Here is a 19,118-nt window from a genome sequence, read left to right as displayed (position 1 = left end):
GCGACGTGCCCGGCCACCGATCCATCACCGAAGCGGAGAAGCTGGCCGAGGCCAGGCTCGGTGACGTCCGTATCCACCGCGAGCAGATGGCGGCGGTGGCCAACATCTACCGGGCCGCGGCCGCCGTCCGGCAGCACCTGGAGAACTCCGTCCTCCGCGAGTCCGGCCTGACCTGGACGGCGTTCGTCGTGCTGTGGGTGGTCTGGATCTGGGGGGAGCCGGAGACCCGGCACGTGGCGGAGGAGGCGGGCATCTCCAAGGGGACGCTGACCGGCGTGGCACGGACCCTGGAGTCGCGCGGCCTGCTCCGGCGCGCCGATCACCCGACCGACGGACGCCTCGTCCTGCTCATGCTCACGCCACAGGGCGAGGAGCTGATGGAGCGCGTGTTCCCCCGGTTCAACGAGGAGGAGGCGTTCGTCACCTCGCGGCTGAGCGCCGCCGAGTGCCGGGCCCTCGCCGAGGGGCTGCGCCGGGTCGTACTCCAGGTGGAGGAGGAGGGGGAGGAGCGTCGCCTCTCACTGCTGGACGGCGCCCCGCCCCCTCCCCGCCGCAGCGGCCGCCGCTCGCACGGTTGAGCGGCGAGGTCCCGGTCCTCTCCGGTGTCGCGCGAAGTGCTCACCATCGGTCGTGGTGGATCACGGTCTCCAGGGGGCGTCGGCGGCGCCAGCCGTGCCGTTCGAGGTCCGGCACGGTCTCCAGATGAGTGACCGGTCCCAGGCACAGCCAGGCGACCGGCCGGATCCCGGCCGGGATGCCGAGCAGCCGACGCACGTACGGCTCCCGGTAGAAGGACACCCAGCCGACGCCGAGGTCCTCGGCGGTGGCGGCCAGCCACAGGTTCTGGATGGCCAGGCAGACCGAGTACAGCCCCGCGTCGGCGATGGCGTGCCGGCCCAGCACCGCCGGACCGCCTCGTTCGGGACAGTAGGTGACCACGATCGACAGGCTGCTCTCCAGTACACCGTCGATCTTTATCCGCGCGAACCGGTCGGCGTCGGCCCCGCTGAGGGTGGCCGCGAACTCGGCGCGTTCGTGCTGGACGTGGTCGTGGAAGGCGCGCCGGACGGCCGGATCCCTGACGAGGACGAAGTCCCAGGGCTGGGACAGGCCGACGCTGGGCGCCGCGTGCGCGGCGGTCAGGACCCGGTGGAGGACCTCATCTGGTATCGGCGTGCCCGTGAACTGGGCGCGCACGTCGCGGCGGCGGTGGATCAGGTCGTAGATGCCGGCGTTCATGGGCAGGCTCCCGCTGCGTCGGGCCACCTCGGCGGTGGCCGGTGGAGCGAGGCCGGTCTTCGGACTCCCGGATCGATGCCTGACCATCCGCCTTCCCGGCCTGGCGGCCAGTGGCTGCGCGTACGCGCGTGGACGGCGGCTCCCCGGTCACCGCGGCGGGCCCGTGCCGGAATCTCACCGGCTTCCCGATTCTCCCCTGAGCAGGGGCACCTCGCGTCGGTTCATGCCGGTCGCGAGCGTATCCGACCGCCCCGGACTCCGGCCGCGAACGCGGCGGCGCCCGGTTCAGGTCACGGTGCTCTCGCGGGTGACCAGTCGGTGCGGCGCCCACAGCTCCGCGGGCTTCTCCTCCGACCGGTCGCCGAGCCGTGCGATCAGCCGGTCCACGGCGAGCCGGGCGATCAGGTCCTTGTCCGGTGAGACGGTGGTGAGCGAGGGCGTGCTGTAGCGGCCTTCCTCGATGTCGTCGAAGCCGACGACGGCCACGTCCTCCGGGACGCGCAACCCGCGGGCGAGGAGAGTCCGTATGGCGCCGATGGCCAGCAGGTCGTTGTAGCAGAAGACGGCGTCGGGAGGTCCGTCGGCGCGATCGAGCAGGGTCGCCATGGCCCGCGCCCCCTCGGATCGGTGGAACCGGCGCGTACTGATGACCAGCGATTCGTCCAGAGCACGGCCTCGGGCCGCATGAGCCTCGCGATAGCCGCGCGTGCGCAGTTGGGCCGTCTCGCCGGTCTCATAGGGCTGGTCGCCCATCGCGGCGATCCGGGTGCGGCCGATATCGATCAGGTGCTCGGTGGCCGTACGCGCGGCGGCGACGTTGTCGATGGCGACATGGTCGTACGGGCTCTCCACGATCCGTTCGCCGAGCAGCACCAGCGGACTCGTGGTGTCACGCATGGCGAGATCCGCCTGGGACAGCGCGAGCGGGCTGAGGATGACACCGTCGAACAGCGCGGCGCTCGCCCCCATGATGAGTTCGCGTTCGCGGTCCGGCTCGCCATCGGTCTGATCGATCACCACCGTGTACCCATGCCGGCGTGCCTCGGTGACGACCGCTCTGGCCAGTTCCGCGAAATAGGGCACGTCCAGTTCGGGAACGACCAGCGCCAGCATCCCGGTACGGCCCCGCTTGAGATTGCGCGCGAGGAGATTCGGCCGGTATCCCAGTTCGGCCACCGCCGCCTCGACCCGTAGCCGCGTCTCATCCGAGACCGGCGCATATCCGTTGACGACGTTGGATACCGTACGAATCGAGACTCCCGCGCGGGCGGCTACGTCTCGAAGGCGAGCTTTGGTCATGGCACTCTCTTCGAGAATTGTGCACCTGAGAACATCGGATACCAGCGTATTGCAACGATGCATAGACCGCTGTCCATCGACCCGGATTCTGCGGTTCGTGGCCACATGTGGGCCGTCCGCCGGGGCCCGACGGCCGGCGGACGGCCCTGATCTCCGTTAAGGCGGAACCCGGCCGGACAACGGTTCTCGGATCAGGTGGCGACCCGGGCCGAGGAGTCCAGATAAGCGTCGATACCGACATCGACGTAGGAGCGCCCGATGACCTCGCCCGCTGACACGATCAGGAGGTGCAGTCGAGCCGCCGGTACGTCGTCGGGCAATCGGTCGATGACCCGGAAAGGCGCGCTGAGCAGGAAAGGCTGCACTTTGACCGGATCGGCGACGGAAATCGCGTCGGTGGCGCGCGACACGGCCGCGGCGTCGCAGTCGCCGAGCACCGAGCCCCAAACGGGTACGACCACCGCCTCGATCGCCGAAATCCCGTGGTGGGAGATCCGGACGTTGACATCGACCGTCCGGTCGCCGCCGACCACGAGGTCCCGCCCCGGAGCGCGCGGGTCGACGTCGACCAGGAGTACGGTGTCGGCGTTGACGAGGTCCGGGGCGTTCCCGCCGCCGTCCTTCCGGCTTCGGTCGAAGGCGTAGACGCCCGCCATCTCGTGCTCGACGTCGTACAGTTCGGTCCACACGTAGCCGGACAGGTCGTCGTGCCGGCGCAGTTCCAGGGTCTGCCAGCGCAGGTTCCAGCCGCGATCGACGCTGGTCCACCCACCGCCGAACTCACTGTTGAGATTGGGCCGCCCGGAGGACGGGCCGCCATCGGCCATCAGCAGTTTCTCCACGATCATCTCCGGACCGAGGCCGACCGGGAAGCCGGGCTTGCGGTCCGTCAGCAGCGCGTGGACCTTGGCCGCCCAACCGGCCGGCGTCTCGTCGTAGATGTGCCAGTCCACGATGTCGGTGGCCACATGCGACCAGCCGGAGTTGTCCACCACGGGGCGGGAGGCGTCCAGGTTCTTCAGCGACTCGTACGCGCGGCGGACCGCCACCTGCTTCTCCGGGTCGCCGGGAACGTCCCAGTCCAGGCCCCATTCCTCGTTGTACAGGCCCCAGATGATGACGCTGGGGTGGTTCCCATCACGGTGGACCATCGGCTCGATCTGGGCCTCGAACCTGGCGACGGACGCGGGGGTGAAGACACCGGTGCTCGCCGGCTCGGCCCACACCAGCATGCCGAGGCGGTCGGCGTGATACAGGAAGCGCGGGTCCTCCAGCTTCAGGTGCTTGCGGACCAGGTTGAACCCGGCCTCTCGGGCGAGCGCGAGGTCGGTGACGAACGCCTGGTCGTCCGGGGCCGTCAGACCGGTACGAGGCCAGTAGCCCTGGTCGAGGACGCCTCGCACGTACAGGCGCTCGCCGTTGAGCAGGATGTGCTCGCCGTCGACCGTCACCCGCCGAAGGCCGGTCTGCGACTCGACGCGATCGGTGCCGTCCGCCGATTCGAGTGTCACGGTGACCGTGTAGAGATGGGGATCGGCCGGCCTCCACAGGCGCGGATTCTGGATCGGCAGGTGCACCCGCGCCGTCGGCGACCCGTCGTCGAGTTCGGTCGTCACCGGCCGTCCCCCGTCGACGGACACGGTGAGCCGAGCGCCGCTCAGCGACGGGCCTGCGGCCGTGACGCCCGCCACGATCCCATCGAGGGTGTCCGACGGGGTGAGCGCGAGCGCCGAGACGTACGTCGCCGGGCGCGCCTCCAGCCACACCGACTGCCAGATTCCGCTGCTCGGCGTGAAGGCGCAGCTGTCGTAGTCGTCACGCGGGATACTGCGCTGTTTTCCGTGGACGATCTCTCGCTTGTCCACCGGCGCCCACACCCGCACCAGAACGGTGGCGGACAGACCGTCCAGGGTGTCGGTGACATCGAACTCGAAAGGCGTGTAGCCGCCCTCGTGCTCGCCGACCAGCGTGCCGTTCACCCAGACGACGGCCGAGTGGTGGACGGCGCCGAAATGCAGGACGACCCGCCGGCCGCTCCACTCCTCCGGGACCGTGATCGTCCTCCGGTACCACCCGTACTCCAGCCAGTGGACGCCGAGGCCCGACGCCTCGGTCTCCCAGGCGAACGGCACGGTGATCCGCGCGGACCACGCGCGGTCCTCATGCGACAACTCCTCGGGAGTGGCCGTCCCCGCCGGGTCGGTGGTGAAGTGCCACGATCCGTTCAGACTCAGCCATGTATGGGAGCGGTCGAAATGCGGACGGGGATATTCTGGGCGGACCAACGACATTTCTTCTCCAAGATCTACGTCGTGTGGAGGCGTTCAATCGGATATTCGCCGCCGGGGCGTGGCGGGACTCAGCCGGTCATGCTCCCCTGCAGCGCGCCACCGCGGAAATACCTCTCCAGCAGCAGGAACAGCACGATGAGCGGCAGGATCGTGACCAGTCCGCCGGTGATGAGCACCGGAACCATGTTGGCCTTCGTTCCTGTTTCGGCCCCCTGGGACAGGGCCGACAGGCCGACGGTCAGCGGATATAGGCTGTTCCGGCTGAATATGACCAGTGGCAGGAAGTAGTTGTTCCAAACGGTCACGACCGTCAGCAACAGGACGGTCACCAGACCGGGAACCGTCAGCGGAAGGGCGATGCGCACGAAGACGCGTATTTCACCGGCGCCGTCGAGGCGAGCGGCCTCGAGCAGGTCGCGCGGCACCGACGCGTCGATGTAGGTCCGCATCAAATAGATGCCCACCGGTGAGACCATGCTGGGCAGGATCATGCCCCAGATCGAATTCACCAGGCCGACCTTGGCGTACACCAGGAACAATGGCAGGGAGATCGCGCTGACCGGCACCAGAAGGGTCGACATCACCAAGTAGAAGATACTGTTGGCGCCGCGGAACCGGAAACGCGAGAAACCGTAGCCGGCCATCGCCGACATAATCGTCGAGCCGAGACCGGCGACTCCGGCGTAAAGCAGGGTGTTACCCAGCCATCGCAGGTAGACCCCGGCTCCGCTGACGTTCCTGCCCAGGTCGGCCAGGTTCTGGAACAGCCGGAACGGCCGGGCGAACCAGAATCCCGGCGTCACGTACACGTTCGCCTGCGTCTTGGTGGAGTTGATCAACAACCAGACCAGTGGCGCCAGGATGAACAGCGCGAACGCCGCGCTGACGAGCGTCAGAAGTGTGGTGGTCCCTCGCGGCAGGCCGTACAGGCGGGGTGCGATTCCGTCGGGGCGCCGACGCGCTTTGCGCTTGGAGGTGGCCACTTCAGTCTCCGTGATCCGTCGCGAACTCACCGGAACTCCCCATTGCGGCGGCGCACCGCGAAGGCGGCGAGTGAGAGGGCCCCGATGATCAGCGCGAGGATGACCGCCGCCGCCGCGCCGAGGTTGTAGTCCCCACTGCCCACCGCCGTGTTGTACACGAAGAGGGTCGGGGTGAAGCCGAAGGAGACCGCCTGCGGCTGGAATGCGGCCAGGATGGACGGCTCAGTGAACAGCTGAAGCGCCCCGACCGTGTTCAGGAACAGCAGCATGATGATCGCAGGGCGCACCATCGGCAATTTCAGGCGCAGGATGATGGTCGAAAGCCGCGCTCCGTCCGTGATGGCCGCTTCTGTGATCTCCCGGGGGATCGCCTTGAACGCCGTGTAGAGGATGGTCATGTTGTAGCCCGTCCACTCCCAGATCACGATGAGAATGATCGTCGGCGTGATCAGTTTGGACGAGAAGAAGTCGACGTCCCCCAGCCCGACGGCCTTCAAGATTTGAGGATACGGGCCGAAATGGGGCAGCAGCAGGAAGGACCACATCATCGCCGCGACGACCCCTGGCACCGCGAACGGCATGAAGAACACGGTGCGGAAGAATCTGTCGAACTTGACGATGCCGGCCTCGAAGATCGCGGCGAAGAAGAACGCGATGGCGATCGTCACCGGAACCTGGATCACTCCGAACAGCAGTACTCGCTGCACGCCGTCCCAGAACTGCGAGGAGCTGAGCACGGTGCGGTAGTTGGCGAGCCCGGAGTATTTGGTGCCGCCGATCAGCCGGGTTCGGTAGAGACTGTCGTAGACGGCGTAGACCGTCGGAACGACCATGAACAGGGCGAGCGCCAGCATGTGCGGTGTGATGAACACGGCACCGGGCCACCGGCTCCGTCGTGATCTGCGGACCGGCTGAGTCCTGCGCGGGGAAACCACCGGATTCGCCGGTTCATGCGGAGCGGGTGCGCGATAGGCGGTCTTCTGGTTCACATCCTCGTCCTGTCCGTCCGGAGCCGACCCGGCCACGGGATCCCGCGGGTGCCGTCGTGGACGGCACCCGCAGGACTCGGCCGCTTCTCCTCACCTGGCGATTCCTCAGCCTTCGGTGACCGTGAATCCCTGGTCCTTCGCGTACTTGACCAGCTGCTGCTGATAGGTCTTGAAAGCCTGCGGCAGGGTCTCGGTGCCCTTGCTGACGCCGGCGAAGGTGGAGGTCCACTGGGTCAGCGCCGCCGTCATGATCGGGGGCCACTGCGGGTTCACCATGTTCTGCGCGGCCTTGGCGAAGACCGCGTTCGGCTTGGAATCGCCGGAGATCTCCAGCGTGGAGCTCTGGAACGTCGTGGAGTTCAGCAGCGGAAGGTAACCGGGGAACGCGCCGGCGACCTTGCCGCTGAGGATCTTCCACGAGTCCTGCGAGGCGCCGAACCACTGCACGAACTGCGCCGCCTCCCTGGCGTGCTTGGTCCCGGCGATCACGGCCAGCGCCGAGCCTCCCCAGTTCCCGGACATGGTCTGGCCGGCCGTGACCTGTGGCAGCGGAGCCGCGCGCCAATCCCCGATGGTCTTCTTGACGTTCAGCTGCATTCCCACCGGCCCCCAGGCCGGGCTGAGACGGGCCGCGTTCACGCCGCCGTCGAGGTTGGACCACTGCGTCGGCGAGAAGTCGGCGGCAGTGGTGACCTCCTTCTTGTCGATCAGTTTCTGCCAGTACTCGGCGAAGGCCGTCTGCGCCGGTCCGGTGAAGTTGATGCCCAGCTTCTGCCCACCGCCGTAGGTGAACGGGAAGGCGTTGTACTGCTGCATCAGCGCGAGCACGTCCTGGGTGCTCTCCGGATCGAAGTTGGTGATCGCCGCCTTCGGGTCCGCGGCGTGCAGCTTGTCGGCCGCGACGGCGAAGTCGGCCCATGTCGTCGGCACCGAGACGCCGTGGCGGCTGAACACCTTGGAGTTGTAGTAGAGGGCCATCGGGCCCAGGTCGACCGGCATCGCGTACTGCGCCGAGCCTCGGGTGACCTGTGACCAGGCCACCGGTGCCACGTCGCTCTTGGTCGCGCTGACGCCGTACTTCGACAGATCGACGAGACTGTTCGTGATCTCGAAGGACGGGACCTCGAAGTACTCGATCGTGGCCACGTCGGGTGTGCCGCTCTTCGCCTTCAGGGCATCGCTGAGCTTGACGTACTCGGCGGTCGTGGCGCCGGCGTTCTCCAGCTTCACGCAGATGCCCGGATGCGTCGCGTTGAATTCTTTGACCGCGAGGTCGTAGCCGGCCGGCCACCCCCAGAAGGTCAGCGGCACGGCACCCGCGGCGCAGCCGGCGCCTGATGCCTGACCGGCGGACGATCCCGGTATCGGGGTGTTCGACCCGCTGCCGCACGCGGTCAGCAGAACCGCCGCCACGGCGGTGGCCGCCAGGCCGATCAGCCGTCGTGGACGCCTACCGCCGCTACGGAACCCGCCGCCCGTGTAACCCTGCGTCATTCCCATGTCACCTCAGGACTTCGTCGAGCTTGGTGGAGTGTGTGGGGGCTTGTGATACGGCTGCCTGAGAACGCAGCGGCCTTTCGCCGACCCGTGCTGCCGGGCCGGGAGGGGACGTCCGCCGCTCCGGCGTAGCAGACCTTGGTTTCAACGCCTGGTCGACCGCGTTACTGCAACGTTGCAAGACAGTAGCCTGGCGCCCTGCATCGTTGCAATACATCTCAGATCACGGTTCGGTCGTCGTCGACGGCGCGGATTCCACAGTGGAGGAGACCCGACCTCTGGTTCGCGGCTCGGCCGGAGAGCGCCGTCGAGGCGGCGGGACGCCGGTGTCCGCGCGTATCGGCCGGGCGGACTGTCCTCCCGTTCTGGTAGACGTGTCTCGTCGTCCACGAAGAAGGGTCTCCGGCTGTGTCCGTACACGAGCATGTCTCGGAATTCGACGGCCTTCCGGTCGTCGATTTCCCGCCGATCGACGAAGAGGGCGAGCCGCTCCCGTCGGCGGCCTCCGCTGCCTGGCGGGTCTCCACCGGGTTCGAGGGAGACGCCTTCGACGGGGTGTTCGAGCGCTTCCTGCAGGAGGTCGACGCCTCCCAGGTGACCGCCCTGGTGATCGGCTACTGGGGCGCCTCGTACGACTCGGGCGAGGTCGACCCGGTGGACCTGCTGGTCAAGGCGGCCGGCCGGCTGCCGAAGCTGCGCGCGCTGTTCCTCGGGGACATCGTGATGGAGGAGGCGGAGATCTCCTGGATCGAGCACTCCGACATCACGCCGCTGTTCACGGCGTTCCCCGGCCTGAAGCGTTTTGAGGTACGCGGCTCCACCGGGCTCACCCTGGACCCGATCCGGAGCGAGGCGCTGACCGTGCTGCGGATGGAGTCGGGCGGCCTGCCCGCGGCCGTGGTGCGGGCGGTGACCGCCAGCGACCTGCCGAACCTCGAACACCTCGATCTCTGGCTCGGTGTCGAGAACTACGGCGGCGACGCCACCGTGGCCGACCTCGCTCCCATCCTGAGTGGAGAGCGGCTGCCGGCGCTGCGGCATCTCGGGCTGGAGGACAGCGAGCTCCAGGACGAGATCGCGGCGGCGGTCGCGGGCGCGCCGGTCGTGGCCCGGCTGGAGTCGCTGAGCCTGGCGATGGGCATGTTGACGGACGAGGGCGCGGAGGCGTTGCTGTCCGGTCAGCCGCTCACCCACCTGAAGCGGCTCGACCTGCACCACCATTTCCTCAGCGACCGGATGGTCGAGCGAATCCGGGCGGCGCTGCCCGGCGTCAAGGTCGACCTGAGCGAGCAGGAGAAGCCCCAGGACGACTGGCGCTACGTGGCGGTCGACGAGTGACACGGGAGGCGGCCTTCACCGTGGTCGCCGTTCCGGGCGGCAGGCGGGCGGCGCTGTTCGCCGCCGCCTGCCGTGGCCAGGGCCTGTGCGAGCCGCGCGTCATCGACTGGCGCGACGTGCTGCGCGGGAACCGGATCCACGTCGAGCCCGGGACGTTCCTGCGCGTCGACTCCCCCGGGGAGGACCCGGAGACGGCCGCGCTGCTGCGCGGGCCGGGAGATCCGGAGCGTGTCACCGGGTACGCGCGGTGGTACACCGCCTTCACCGCCGGACTCCGGCGGATCACGGCCGCCGCCGGCCAGGCGCGAATGCTCAGCGACGCCGGCGAGATCGCGGTGATGTTCGACAAGCGCCGCTGCCACGCGCGGCTCGCCGCGGCGGGCGTGCCGGTGCCGCCGGCGCTGCCGGCCGTACGCGGCTACGACGAGCTGCGCGTTCGCATGGCGGAGGCCGGCCGGGGCCGGGTGTTCGTCAAGCCGGCGCACGGGTCGTCCGCTTCCGGGATCGTCGCCCTGCAGGTGGCCCCCGGGCGGATCAAGGCGGTCACCTCCGCGGCCCGCGATGCCCGCGGCGTGCTGTACAACTCGCTGAGCGTCCGCTCCTACGAGAGCGAGCGCGAGGTCGCGGCGCTCGTCGACGCGCTGGCGCCGGACGGGCTGCACGTCGAGGCCTGGCTGCCGAAGGCGTCGATCGGCGGCCGCGTGTTCGACCTGCGCGTGGTGGTGGTCGCGGGGCGCCCGACGCACGCGGTCGTGCGCACCAGCCGCCACCCGATGACGAACCTGCACCTCGGCGGGGCGCGCGGGGATCTGGGCGCGGTACGGGAGCGGCTCGGCGAGTCCGGCTGGCGGCGGGCGATGGAGATCTGCGCGCAGGCGGCGGCGTGCTTCCCCGGCAGCCTCATGGTCGGTGTGGACCTGCTCATCGGTGCCCGCCGGTGGCGTCCGGCGGTGGTGGAGGTGAACGCCTTCGGCGATCTGCTGCCGGGGCTGACCGGCCTGCCGGGCGGCGCCGCCGAGGGCCTGGACACCTACGCCGCTCAGGTCGCCGCCGCCCTGACCATGAGGGTTCCGGCATGCGCGACATGAACGCCATCGTGGGCAGCCACGATCTGCTGCTGGTCACCCTCGATACGTTGCGGTACGACGTCGCGGCGGAGTCGCTGGCGACCGGACGCACGCCCACCTTGGCGGCGGTGCTGCCGGACGGCGGGTGGGAGCGGCGGCACACGCCGGGCAGCTTCACCTACGCGGCGCACGCGGCCTTCCTCGCGGGGTTCCTGCCGACACCCGCCCGGCCCGGCCCGCACCCACGGCCCTTCGCGGCTCGGTTCGCCGGCAGCGAGACGACGGCGTCCGGTACGTGGGTGTTCGACGCCGCGGATCTGCCGGCCGGGCTGGCCCAGGCCGGCTACCACACGGTGTGCATCGGCGGCGTGGGCTTCTTCAACAAGCGGGGTCCGCTCGGCTCGGCCCTGCCCGGGTTGTTCGCCGAGAGCCACTGGGAGCCGGAGTTCGGCGTGACCGACCCGAGATCGCTGGAGCATCAGATCGACTGCGCCGAACGCGTGCTCGCGGGCCTCCCGGCCGACCGGAGGCTGTTCATGCTGGTCAACGTGTCCGCGCTGCATCAGCCGAACTGGTTCCATCGGGCCGGCGCGGCACGCGGGGAGGATTCGCGTGCCAGCCACGCCGCGGCGCTCGAGTACGTCGACCGGCACATCGGGGGCCTGTTCGACCTGATGCGCCGGCCCTGCTTCGTCATCATCTGCTCCGACCACGGGACCGCGTACGGCGAGGACGGCCATACGGGTCACCGGTTCGGTCATGAGATCGTGTGGACCGTGCCATACGCGGAGTTCCTGCTGTCATGACCTCGCCGAGCACGTCCGCGGACCCGGACCTGACCCGCCCGTACCAGGGATACGTCTACGCGTACCCGCACAAGACGAGCTACCGGCCGCTCACGCCGCGCCCGCGGCTGTCCGACGTCTGGGCGGCCGAGCGGCGCGACGCGCTGTTCCTCTACCTGCACGTGCCGTTCTGCGAGATGCGCTGCGGCTTCTGCAACCTGTTCACGCGTACGGGCGCGCCGGAAGAGCTGACGACCGCCTACCTGGACGCGCTGGAACGGCAGGCGGACGCCGTACGCGACGCGCTGGGGGAGGCGTCCTTCGCCACCGCCGCGTTCGGCGGCGGCACGCCCACCTATCTGACGGCGGCGGAGCTGGAACGCCTCTGCGATCTCGCCGGGCGTTTCGCGGATCTCGGGCAGATCCCGCTGAGCGTCGAGACGTCACCGGCGACCGCCACCACCGACCGGCTGACGGTGCTCGCCGAACGCGGGGCCACCCGCGTCTCGATCGGGGTGCAGAGCTTCGTCGACGCCGAGGCGCGCGCTGCGGTACGCCCGCAGAAGCGCGCCGAGGTCGAGTCGGCGCTGGACCGCATCCGCGCCGTCGGCTTCGACACGCTCAACATCGACCTGATCTACGGCATCGACGGCCAGACCCCCGAATCCTGGCGCCACTCGCTCGACGCGGCGATGTCCTGGGAACCGGAGGAGCTCTACCTCTACCCGCTGTACGTCCGGCCGCTCACCGGGCTCGGCCGCCAGGGCCGGAGCTGGGACGACCAGCGGCTGGAGCTGTACCGGATCGGCCGCGGCCACCTGCTCGGGCTCGGCTACGAACAGGTGTCGATGCGCATGTTCCGGCGGCCGGTCGCGGGAACGAGCGACGGCGGCACCACGTACTGCTGCCAGACCGACGGCATGGTCGGTCTGGGGTGCGGCGCCCGGTCCTACACCGGGGGACTGCACTACTCCTTCGAGTACGCCGTCGGGGCGAGCGCCGTACGCGGCATCATCGACGAGTACGTGCGGACCCGCGACTTCGCGGACGCGCGCGTCGGCTTCGCGCTGGACGACGACGAGCGGCGTCGCCGTCATCTCCTCCAGTCGCTGTTGCAGGCGTCCGGTCTGCGGCGGGCGGACTACCGCCGCCGGTTCGGCACGGACCCGGCCGCCGACTTCGCCACCGAACTGGCGGCCCTGGCGGACCGGGGCCGGCTCGACGATCGGACCGACGTCATCCGGCTCACCCCGGACGGCCTGGCCTACTCCGACGCGATCGGCCCGGCGCTGTTCTCGCCGCGAGCGCGGACGCTCATGGACACCTACGAGGCGCGCTGATGGAGCACCTGACGATCCTGTATCGCGGCCCCCTCGCGAGCTGCGACTACGACTGCCCGTACTGCCCGTTCGCCAAGCGGCGCGACACCACGGAACAACTGCGCGCGGACCGTGCCGCCCTCGAACGCTTCACCGCCTGGGTGGCGGCGCAGTCCCACGGTGTCTCGGTCCTGTTCACGCCCTGGGGCGAGGGACTCGTCCGGTCCTGGTACCGCCGGGCCCTGACCGAGCTCAGCCACCTGCCGCAGGTGGAGCGCGTCGCGATCCAGACCAATCTCAGCGCCCGCCTGGACTGGACCGTCGACGCGGACCCGTCCAAGCTCGCGCTGTGGGCGACGTACCATCCCGGTCAGGTGCGGTACGAGCGCTTCCTCGGTCGATGCCGGGAGCTCGCCGAACGAAAGGTGCGGCACAGCGTCGGCATCGTCGGGCTCCCCGAACACCTGCCGGACGCCCGCCGGCTGCGGGCCGACCTGCCACCGGAGACCTACCTGTGGGTCAACGCCGCCGAAGGGCACGCCTACTCCGATGCCGAGGCCGCCGAGTGGACCGGCATCGACCCGCTGTTCGGCTACAGCCGGCACCCGCACGCCAGCCGGGGGCTGCCCTGCCGGACGGGAGACAGCGTGATCTCCGTCGACGGTGACGGGACCGTACGACGCTGCCACTTCGTGCCGGAGGTCCTCGGCAACCTCTACGACGGCTCGTTCCGCGGCGCGTTGCGTCCCCGGCCCTGCCCGCTCGCGGTCTGCGACTGCCACATCGGCTACGTTCACCTCGAGCCGCTCGGCCTGTACGACGTCTTCGCCGGCGGTGTCCTCGAGCGGGTACCGGCCGGCCCGTGGTGGGCGCCGCACCGCGCGGGTGCGGCACCGCTCACGTCTGCCTGACCGGCTGGTAGTCGTCCTCGGCGAGGCCGAACGTCCAGGCCACGCCCTCCCGCGCGGTGCGCGTGCCCGGCGGGACCCGCAGGTGGTACGTACGGCGTGTGCCGTCCGGCTCCGGGGTCGAGTTGACGACCTCCACCATGACGACCGGCTCGTCGCCGGGCAGGTCGATCCGCCAGAGCACGCCCGTCTCATCGCGGTGGAGCGGCCGTGCGCCGGTCTCCGCGAGGTAGCGGTCGTACCCGAAGTTCTCCAGCATCACTCGGCGCAGCTCGGCGTTGTCCTCCGCGGCGATCCGCTCGGTCGTGAGCCCGTTCAGGGTGCCGGTGAAGTCCGCGGGCATCGGCATGCCGCGCCAGGCGTGCAGCGCGAACCCGTCCGGATAGCTCAGCGCGGGGCCGTCGCCGCGATGCAGCCGGCCCGGCTCGTCGCGATGGAGCTCCGACGGACGGTCGCAGACGATCACGAGCCCTTCGTACGGCCACCACCAGCCGGCCGCGCGCGCCGTCTCGGCCAGGCCCGCCAGACCCTCCAGCCCGCCGACCGCGTCGAACAGCGCCAGCCACGGCGCGTCATGCTGCCCGAGCACGGCGTCGAGGGTCGCCTGCCGCAGCAGCGCCTCGGCCTCGCCGGTCGCCAGCTCACCGAGTCCCCGGCGGATCCGGACGACCAGCCCGTCGACCTGCCGCCAGAGGTCGCCACCGGTGCGCGTCCACGCCGCCGACCACTCCGGCGCGCTGAGCCCGGCCCGGGCCGTGGTCCGCGCCGCCTCCCACGGCCGGGTGCGCACGGCGTCGCGCACCGAACGCCCGGCATCGGCCGGGTCCAGCGCGGCACCGACCCGATCCACCAGGTCACCCAGCCCGCCCTGCCGCAACGTCTCCGCGTGCCGCGGATCATCCAGCAGGACGGCCGCGACCGCGCCGAACGCGGGCGACGGCGCCCACACGAAGCGCCGCGGGCCGGTCAGCCCGGCTTCGGCGTACGCCGCGCGGATCCCCGCCTCGGCGCGTTCCCGATCGGCCGGACCGGTGGCGAAGGCCACCGACCGCCAGTCCTGTGTCACCAGTGTGTTCATGAGACCTTCCGGATGTGCTCAGTCGGAGACGGGACGCACCGCACCGGGTACGTACTCGCGCTGGCGGACGACACGGAACCAGCCCTTGGGCAGCGAGATCGCCGCATGCTCCTCGTGCACGAGCCTTCCTCCGGACGGCAGGTGCAGATAGTCGGGGCGCATCGGGTCGGGGTCGCGCAGCAGCGCGCCGGGCGCGACGATCGCGTGCGCGTGCCCCGTCACCTCGCCGAGCGCGAGCACCAGACGCCCGCGGCCGTCGCGCGCCGCGTGCGGCAGCGCGTGCGCCTCGGCGGGAACGGCCTCGTCGGGGACGGGCACGATGAGAAGGTCTCCCTGTCGGAACATGCCGCGAACGTACCGACCGCCACCGACATTCCGCCTCGACCTGCTCGGGACGCCGGATACAAGCTCAGCGTAACCATACTAAACGGCATTTCGGGTAGGCCCGGAATAACAATCGGGTTCAGTTGTTCGACCGGTAATCAAATAGATACGCCGTAGGGCTACCGGTCACAGAGTGAGGCTGGGAGCATGACTGTTCGAACAGGGAATGCTGTCGCGTAGGGCGAGTAACGGGGCATGGACAGCCATGAGCACGAGTGACAAAAGGCCGGAGAAGAGCGCCTTAGAACGCTTCTTCGAGCTGGGTCCGGCATGGATATCCGCTATCGGTGCCGCTTTGGTGGCGCTGACCGGCGCGGGCTTCTTCGCCGGTCATGCCACGGCGGACAAATCCAAGCCGCAGCCGACCGTCACGGTGACCGAGACGGAAGCGGCCGGCCGAGTGGGGGCGCCTCAGCACCCCGATGGCAGCGACGCCCCCTCGATGGCGAACGGTGCTCAGCTGGGTACGTACGATTTCACCATGCCGGCAGGGGTCGGCGCCCCTTTGGGCCCCAAGGCGCCGGGTCAGGATCAGCTCGTACAAGGCGGGACCGGGGACTTCTACGAAGGTGGCGAGGGTCAGGGGTTCGGAGCCAGTAGCGGTAACAGGCTCTTCCAGCTCGCTGATGGCAGCACTCCTACGTACCAGGCATGTAGGGCTACGAACAGGCTCGCCGGTCAAGTGAAAAGTACGCCCGGAACCGCCTTCTGTATCAGCGCGACAGGGAGAATGATCGGCCTCAGAGTTCTGGAAGCGAGTTCAACGCAACCGTTCTGGGTCAAGCTTCACGTAACAGTGTGGCAGAACACTTCATGATCCCTTCAAGCGGAGGGGGTAACGTGGGCATTCGGCCGTCGGCAGTGGCGGTTCTTATCATGAGCGTTATGGCGGCACTATCCGGGTGCGGGGGATCAGCGGGAAAAACCACCTCGCCGACCCACGCCGACGCGTCGACCAGCACCCCAACGGCGGCCGCCGCCTCGACGGCAAGCCCGACGGCGTCCACCTCCTCCGCGACCCCAGGCGCCGGCGGTTCGTCCGTAGCGGCGTTCTGTGCCGACGCCGCGAAGTCCATGGCCGTGGATTCCAACGACAACAACCCCTTGTCGCCTTCCCAGCAGTTGGCGATTTGGAAGAGGATGAGCCGCGAGGCCCCGGCCGAGATCAGCTCGGACGTCGCCACCGTGGCCACCGGCCTGGAGAAGAGCTACCGGGAGCACAGCCCCTTCAATATCACCGGCTACGGCACCAGTTATGTGACGATCCTGCAGTGGGTGGGCCGGAACTGCCGCTCCTGACGATCACGCGCTGAGGAGATCCCGGCTCGGCGGCATCACGATCGGTGTGGATCGGGCTGGAGCGGTCAGGATCGATGGCCGCTTGAGAGCACCGTGCCGATCTGGGGGAGTTTTCGGAAAGTGAGCGTACCGCGCTTCCACGGTCCGTCGGTGCTCATGTCGGTAAAGACTGGCCTTTCCGGATCGTCACTATCGATTCGCGCGATATTGCCTACGCTGGAGCAGGACGAGGCGGTCGGCTGATCGAGATGTGCGACGAGGTCGAGGAGTTCCGGATGGACTTCGACCTGCTAGGGCAGAAGGCGGCGTCCGACGACGCCTCGCGCGTCCTGATCGAACGGCGATTGGAGGCCCTCGAGTGACGGTGCAGTGGCGCAAGAGCTCAGTCAGCGGCGCGGTCAACGATGAGGCGTGTGTCGAGGTGGCGCCGCTGACCCTGCGGGAGGCCTCCGCCCTGATGGCGCGGCTCCGCTGAGCGACACGGACGCGGCTCGTACGAGCGTGGCCGGCGCCGGGTGATCAGGGGCTGGGCGCGTAGCCGGTGGCTTGGAGGGTGAAGAGGCGGGCGTATTCGCCGTTCAGGGCCATCAGGGCGTCGTGGGAGCCGCGTTCGGTGATCTTGCCTTCGGTCAGGACGACGATGAGGTCGGCGTCGCGGACGGAGCCGAGGCGGTGGGAGATGAGGACGCTGGTCCGGCCTTGGCGGTGGCGGCGGAGGGACGTGTGGACGGCGTGTTCGGCGTCCGCGTCCAGGCCCGAACTCGGCTCGTCCAGCAGGAGCAGGTCGCGGCTCTGGCGCAGGAACGCGCGGGCCAGCGCCAGGCGCTGCCACTGGCCGCCCGACAGGGCGACGCCGGCGCCCTCGTCATGGCCGGCGAAGATCTTGCTGAGCATCGTGTCGTAGCCGCACGGCAGTGCCTCCACCGCCTCGTGGACACCGGCCCGCTCCGCCGCCTCCCGGATCCGCTGCGTGTCGCCCTCGCTGTTCAGGTCGCCCAGCATGATGTTCTCGGACGCCGTCAGGTCGTACTCCATGAAGTCCTGGAAGACGGCGCCGATGTGCTCGCGGAGTTCGGCGGGGGCCATGTCGCGGAGGTCCACGCCGTCCCAGTGGATCGAGCCCTTGTCCGGGTCGTACAGGCGGCACAGGAGTTTGACCAGCGTGCTCTTGCCCGCGCCGTTCACTCCCACCAGGGCGACGCTCTGACCGTGCGGGATGTGCAGGTCGACGCCGCGCAGGATCCACGGGTGTTCCTCGCTGTAGCGGAACCACACGTCGCGCAGCTCGATGCCGTGCCGCAGCGGCGGGACGGGACGCAGGCCGGGACGCGGGGGCATGTCCGGTTCGGCTTCCACGATCGCGACGAAGTGGCCGAAGAGCAGCAGGGCGTTGTGCGCGTCCGCCCACCGGTCGATGACGGACGTCAGCGATGCCTGGACACCGGCGACCGCGGCGATGAACACCGTCACGTCGCCGGCGGTGATGTCCCCCGACGCGGCGGCCAGCACCGCCCACACCAGACCTCCGCCCGCGACGGCGCTGCCGATCAGGGCCAGTAGTCCCTGGCTGCGCAGGGTCTTGAGGTCGAGCCGCCGTTCGGTCTCGTTGGCCGAGCGGATCTCGTCGAGCATCCGGGCGCGAAAGAAGCCGCCCAGCCCGAACAGCCGCGCCTCCTTGGCCGCCTCCGGCCTGGTCAGCAGCTCTCCGTAGAAGATCTCGCGCCGCAGGGCGGGGCTGACCTTCCACATCGTGCGGGCCCGTTCCCGGCTCAGCCCGAGCTGGATCCAGAGCGCGGGCAGCGCCGCCAGGAAGATCACCAGGACCAGCGCCGGGTTGATCACCAGCAGGGTGGCGACGAAACCCGACATCGTGATGATCGCCTGTGCGATGGACAGGCTGCCGAGGATCAGCCGGTCCGGCGCGTGCTGGCTGGACTCGTGCGCCAACCGCAGCGTGTCCTGGAAGGCGGGATCCTCCAGCCGGCGCAGCCCCGCGTGCGAGTCGAGGGCGGCGAACAGGCGGTCGACGACCCGGGCGCGCACCGCCCGGCGCAGCTGGGCCTGCGCGTAGGTGGCGGCGTGCGGCAGCACGATGACGCACAGCCCGCTCGCGGCGAGCCCGGTGGCGAGCGCCGGCAGGAGGTGCCGGTTCCCGCCGCCGGCGAGCGCGTCCAGGACGAGTTTCGTGAGCCAGGCCGTCGCGACCGGCGCGAGCCCGGTGAGCACGGCGAGTAGCGTCGACGCGGCCGTCGCGCCGCGGTGCGCCTGCCACGCCAGCGCGGCGACGACGAGAGGGCGCCGCCCGGCCGTGCGGGGCGGCTTGGTCATGGACCCTCCTTCGTCGGGCCCATGACCAAGGTGCTGTGCCTGCCGATTCCCTCGCTTCGCTCGGTCATGGGCAACGAAGGTTCCTTGTGGCCTGGGCGGACCGCTTCATCGCAGGGCGTGCGCGGACGGCGCGATCAGCGGGTCGGCCGGTTCGGTGAAGAAGATGAGCACCAGGGTGACGACGGGGACCCGACGGCGAACGCGAGCAGGACGGCGCCGACCGGCACCGCGAGCATGGTCGGCGACGCGCTGATGGTGCTGGTGTACGCCATCTGGGTCAAGAGCCTCACCGGCTCGAACGGGGCGGCCGGACT

General features: G+C 69.7%; 21 protein-coding genes and 1 riboswitch. Of the genes, 11 read left to right on the top strand and 10 right to left on the bottom strand.

What is annotated here, in order from left to right:
• The first annotated feature begins 5 nt into the window (after window positions 1-5).
• A complete protein-coding gene (locus AB0L00_RS38365; RefSeq protein WP_364442408.1) occupies window positions 6-578 on the top strand; it encodes a MarR family transcriptional regulator in 573 nt (190 codons plus the stop codon).
• Between the two features lie 40 nt (window positions 579-618).
• Here AB0L00_RS38365 and bluB read toward each other — a convergent pair whose 3' ends face one another.
• The 6 genes from bluB to AB0L00_RS38335 all read right to left on the bottom strand — a co-directional run bounded on the left by bluB (window position 619) and on the right by AB0L00_RS38335 (window position 8,295).
• Window positions 619-1,239 carry a 5,6-dimethylbenzimidazole synthase gene (gene bluB, locus AB0L00_RS38360; RefSeq protein WP_364442407.1) on the bottom strand — a complete coding sequence of 207 codons (621 nt, stop codon included), beginning with the start codon at window positions 1,237-1,239 and terminating at the stop codon, window positions 619-621.
• 32 nt (window positions 1,240-1,271) lie between these two features.
• A riboswitch (cobalamin riboswitch) is annotated at window positions 1,272-1,468 on the bottom strand.
• A gap of 56 nt (window positions 1,469-1,524) precedes the next feature.
• Complete coding sequence (locus AB0L00_RS38355) at window positions 1,525-2,538, bottom strand: LacI family DNA-binding transcriptional regulator (protein WP_364442406.1); 1,014 nt, start codon at window positions 2,536-2,538, stop codon at window positions 1,525-1,527.
• Window positions 2,539-2,729: 191 nt separating this feature from the next.
• Complete coding sequence (locus tag AB0L00_RS38350; protein WP_364442405.1) at window positions 2,730-4,829, bottom strand: sugar-binding domain-containing protein; 2,100 nt, start codon at window positions 4,827-4,829, stop codon at window positions 2,730-2,732.
• A 68-nt stretch (window positions 4,830-4,897) separates the two neighbouring features.
• Window positions 4,898-5,812 (bottom strand): carbohydrate ABC transporter permease, encoded by a 915-nt coding sequence (locus tag AB0L00_RS38345; protein WP_364442403.1) that lies wholly within the window; start codon window positions 5,810-5,812, stop codon window positions 4,898-4,900.
• Window positions 5,813-5,838: 26 nt separating this feature from the next.
• Window positions 5,839-6,666 (bottom strand): sugar ABC transporter permease, encoded by an 828-nt coding sequence (locus tag AB0L00_RS38340; RefSeq protein WP_364442401.1) that lies wholly within the window; start codon window positions 6,664-6,666, stop codon window positions 5,839-5,841.
• Between the two features lie 240 nt (window positions 6,667-6,906).
• The gene (locus tag AB0L00_RS38335; RefSeq protein ID WP_364442400.1) at window positions 6,907-8,295 is read right to left on the bottom strand and encodes a hypothetical protein; all 1,389 of its coding nucleotides are present in this window, start codon (window positions 8,293-8,295) and stop codon (window positions 6,907-6,909) included.
• 411 nt (window positions 8,296-8,706) lie between these two features.
• Between AB0L00_RS38335 and AB0L00_RS38330 the strand changes: the two genes are divergently transcribed.
• The 5 genes from AB0L00_RS38330 to AB0L00_RS38310 are packed head-to-tail and all read left to right on the top strand — an operon-like array spanning window position 8,707 to window position 13,718.
• Window positions 8,707-9,636: an STM4015 family protein gene (locus tag AB0L00_RS38330; protein WP_364442398.1), complete on the top strand. Its 930-nt coding sequence runs from the start codon at window positions 8,707-8,709 to the stop codon at window positions 9,634-9,636.
• A complete protein-coding gene (locus AB0L00_RS38325) occupies window positions 9,633-10,724 on the top strand; it encodes an STM4014 family protein (RefSeq protein ID WP_364442396.1) in 1,092 nt (363 codons plus the stop codon). The genes AB0L00_RS38330 and AB0L00_RS38325 overlap by 4 nt, the downstream gene beginning before the upstream one ends.
• Window positions 10,712-11,509 carry an STM4013/SEN3800 family hydrolase gene (locus AB0L00_RS38320; protein ID WP_364442395.1) on the top strand — a complete coding sequence of 266 codons (798 nt, stop codon included), beginning with the start codon at window positions 10,712-10,714 and terminating at the stop codon, window positions 11,507-11,509. The genes AB0L00_RS38325 and AB0L00_RS38320 overlap by 13 nt, the downstream gene beginning before the upstream one ends.
• Window positions 11,506-12,828, top strand: a complete 1,323-nt coding sequence (locus AB0L00_RS38315; RefSeq protein WP_364442393.1) for an STM4012 family radical SAM protein — start codon at window positions 11,506-11,508, stop codon at window positions 12,826-12,828. The genes AB0L00_RS38320 and AB0L00_RS38315 overlap by 4 nt, the downstream gene beginning before the upstream one ends.
• Entirely contained in the window at window positions 12,828-13,718 is an 891-nt protein-coding gene (locus AB0L00_RS38310; protein ID WP_364442391.1) for an STM4011 family radical SAM protein, read from the top strand. Before AB0L00_RS38315 ends, AB0L00_RS38310 begins: the two co-directional genes overlap by 1 nt.
• Here the strand turns inward: AB0L00_RS38310 and AB0L00_RS38305 are convergent.
• Window positions 13,705-14,793, bottom strand: coding sequence for a DUF6745 domain-containing protein (locus tag AB0L00_RS38305; RefSeq protein WP_364442389.1), 1,089 nt, complete (start codon window positions 14,791-14,793; stop codon window positions 13,705-13,707). The genes AB0L00_RS38310 and AB0L00_RS38305 overlap by 14 nt on opposite strands.
• An 18-nt stretch (window positions 14,794-14,811) precedes the next feature.
• A complete protein-coding gene (locus AB0L00_RS38300) occupies window positions 14,812-15,138 on the bottom strand; it encodes a hypothetical protein (RefSeq protein WP_364442388.1) in 327 nt (108 codons plus the stop codon).
• Window positions 15,139-15,382: 244 nt separating this feature from the next.
• Between AB0L00_RS38300 and AB0L00_RS38295 the strand changes: the two genes are divergently transcribed.
• Window positions 15,383-15,994 carry a hypothetical protein gene (locus AB0L00_RS38295; protein ID WP_364442387.1) on the top strand — a complete coding sequence of 204 codons (612 nt, stop codon included), beginning with the start codon at window positions 15,383-15,385 and terminating at the stop codon, window positions 15,992-15,994.
• Here AB0L00_RS38295 and AB0L00_RS38290 read toward each other — a convergent pair.
• A complete protein-coding gene (locus AB0L00_RS38290) occupies window positions 15,957-16,253 on the bottom strand; it encodes a hypothetical protein (RefSeq protein ID WP_364442385.1) in 297 nt (98 codons plus the stop codon). The genes AB0L00_RS38295 and AB0L00_RS38290 overlap by 38 nt on opposite strands.
• Window positions 16,254-16,317: 64 nt before the next feature.
• Here AB0L00_RS38290 and AB0L00_RS38285 point away from each other — a divergent pair, with 64 nt between their 5' ends.
• From AB0L00_RS38285 to AB0L00_RS38275, 3 genes are all read left to right on the top strand, one after another.
• Window positions 16,318-16,476, top strand: a complete 159-nt coding sequence (locus AB0L00_RS38285) for a hypothetical protein (RefSeq protein ID WP_364442384.1) — start codon at window positions 16,318-16,320, stop codon at window positions 16,474-16,476.
• Between the two features lie 101 nt (window positions 16,477-16,577).
• Window positions 16,578-16,838: a Scr1 family TA system antitoxin-like transcriptional regulator gene (locus AB0L00_RS38280; RefSeq protein WP_364442491.1), complete on the top strand. Its 261-nt coding sequence runs from the start codon at window positions 16,578-16,580 to the stop codon at window positions 16,836-16,838.
• On the top strand, window positions 16,835-16,951 hold the full coding sequence (locus AB0L00_RS38275; protein WP_364442382.1) for a DUF397 domain-containing protein: 117 nt from the start codon (window positions 16,835-16,837) through the stop codon (window positions 16,949-16,951). Before AB0L00_RS38280 ends, AB0L00_RS38275 begins: the two co-directional genes overlap by 4 nt.
• 44 nt (window positions 16,952-16,995) lie before the next feature.
• On the opposite strand, the gene AB0L00_RS38270 is transcribed toward AB0L00_RS38275, so the two are convergent.
• On the bottom strand, window positions 16,996-18,804 hold the full coding sequence (locus AB0L00_RS38270; RefSeq protein ID WP_364442380.1) for an ABC transporter ATP-binding protein: 1,809 nt from the start codon (window positions 18,802-18,804) through the stop codon (window positions 16,996-16,998).
• A 21-nt stretch (window positions 18,805-18,825) separates the two neighbouring features.
• Between AB0L00_RS38270 and AB0L00_RS38265 the strand changes: the two genes are divergently transcribed.
• Window positions 18,826-19,118: hypothetical protein (locus AB0L00_RS38265; protein WP_364442379.1), on the top strand; the 293-nt coding region annotated here is incomplete at its 3' end.

Origin of the sequence: Actinoallomurus sp. NPDC052308 (assembly GCF_040679195.1) — a bacterium.
Lineage (GTDB): Bacteria > Actinomycetota > Actinomycetes > Streptosporangiales > Streptosporangiaceae > Actinoallomurus > Actinoallomurus liliacearum.
Note: the sequence above shows the minus strand (reverse complement) of the source record. Positions and strands in the feature narration are given on the sequence as shown.

Coding starts and splice junctions, on each gene's coding strand:
- AB0L00_RS38320 (WP_364442395.1), top strand. CDS start 10,712: ATGCGCGACATGAACGCCATCGTGGGCAGCCACGATCTGCTGCTGGTC.
- AB0L00_RS38340 (WP_364442401.1), bottom strand. CDS start 6,666: ATGCTGGCGCTCGCCCTGTTCATGGTCGTTCCGACGGTCTACGCCGTC.
- AB0L00_RS38285 (WP_364442384.1), top strand. CDS start 16,318: ATGAGCCGCGAGGCCCCGGCCGAGATCAGCTCGGACGTCGCCACCGTG.
- AB0L00_RS38300 (WP_364442388.1), bottom strand. CDS start 15,138: ATGTTCCGACAGGGAGACCTTCTCATCGTGCCCGTCCCCGACGAGGCC.
- bluB (WP_364442407.1), bottom strand. CDS start 1,239: ATGAACGCCGGCATCTACGACCTGATCCACCGCCGCCGCGACGTGCGC.
- AB0L00_RS38270 (WP_364442380.1), bottom strand. CDS start 18,804: ATGACCAAGCCGCCCCGCACGGCCGGGCGGCGCCCTCTCGTCGTCGCC.
- AB0L00_RS38350 (WP_364442405.1), bottom strand. CDS start 4,829: ATGTCGTTGGTCCGCCCAGAATATCCCCGTCCGCATTTCGACCGCTCC.
- AB0L00_RS38305 (WP_364442389.1), bottom strand. CDS start 14,793: ATGAACACACTGGTGACACAGGACTGGCGGTCGGTGGCCTTCGCCACC.
- AB0L00_RS38290 (WP_364442385.1), bottom strand. CDS start 16,253: ATGGACTTCGCGGCGTCGGCACAGAACGCCGCTACGGACGAACCGCCG.
- AB0L00_RS38295 (WP_364442387.1), top strand. CDS start 15,383: ATGAGCACGAGTGACAAAAGGCCGGAGAAGAGCGCCTTAGAACGCTTC.
- AB0L00_RS38315 (WP_364442393.1), top strand. CDS start 11,506: ATGACCTCGCCGAGCACGTCCGCGGACCCGGACCTGACCCGCCCGTAC.
- AB0L00_RS38310 (WP_364442391.1), top strand. CDS start 12,828: ATGGAGCACCTGACGATCCTGTATCGCGGCCCCCTCGCGAGCTGCGAC.
- AB0L00_RS38355 (WP_364442406.1), bottom strand. CDS start 2,538: ATGACCAAAGCTCGCCTTCGAGACGTAGCCGCCCGCGCGGGAGTCTCG.
- AB0L00_RS38335 (WP_364442400.1), bottom strand. CDS start 8,295: ATGACGCAGGGTTACACGGGCGGCGGGTTCCGTAGCGGCGGTAGGCGT.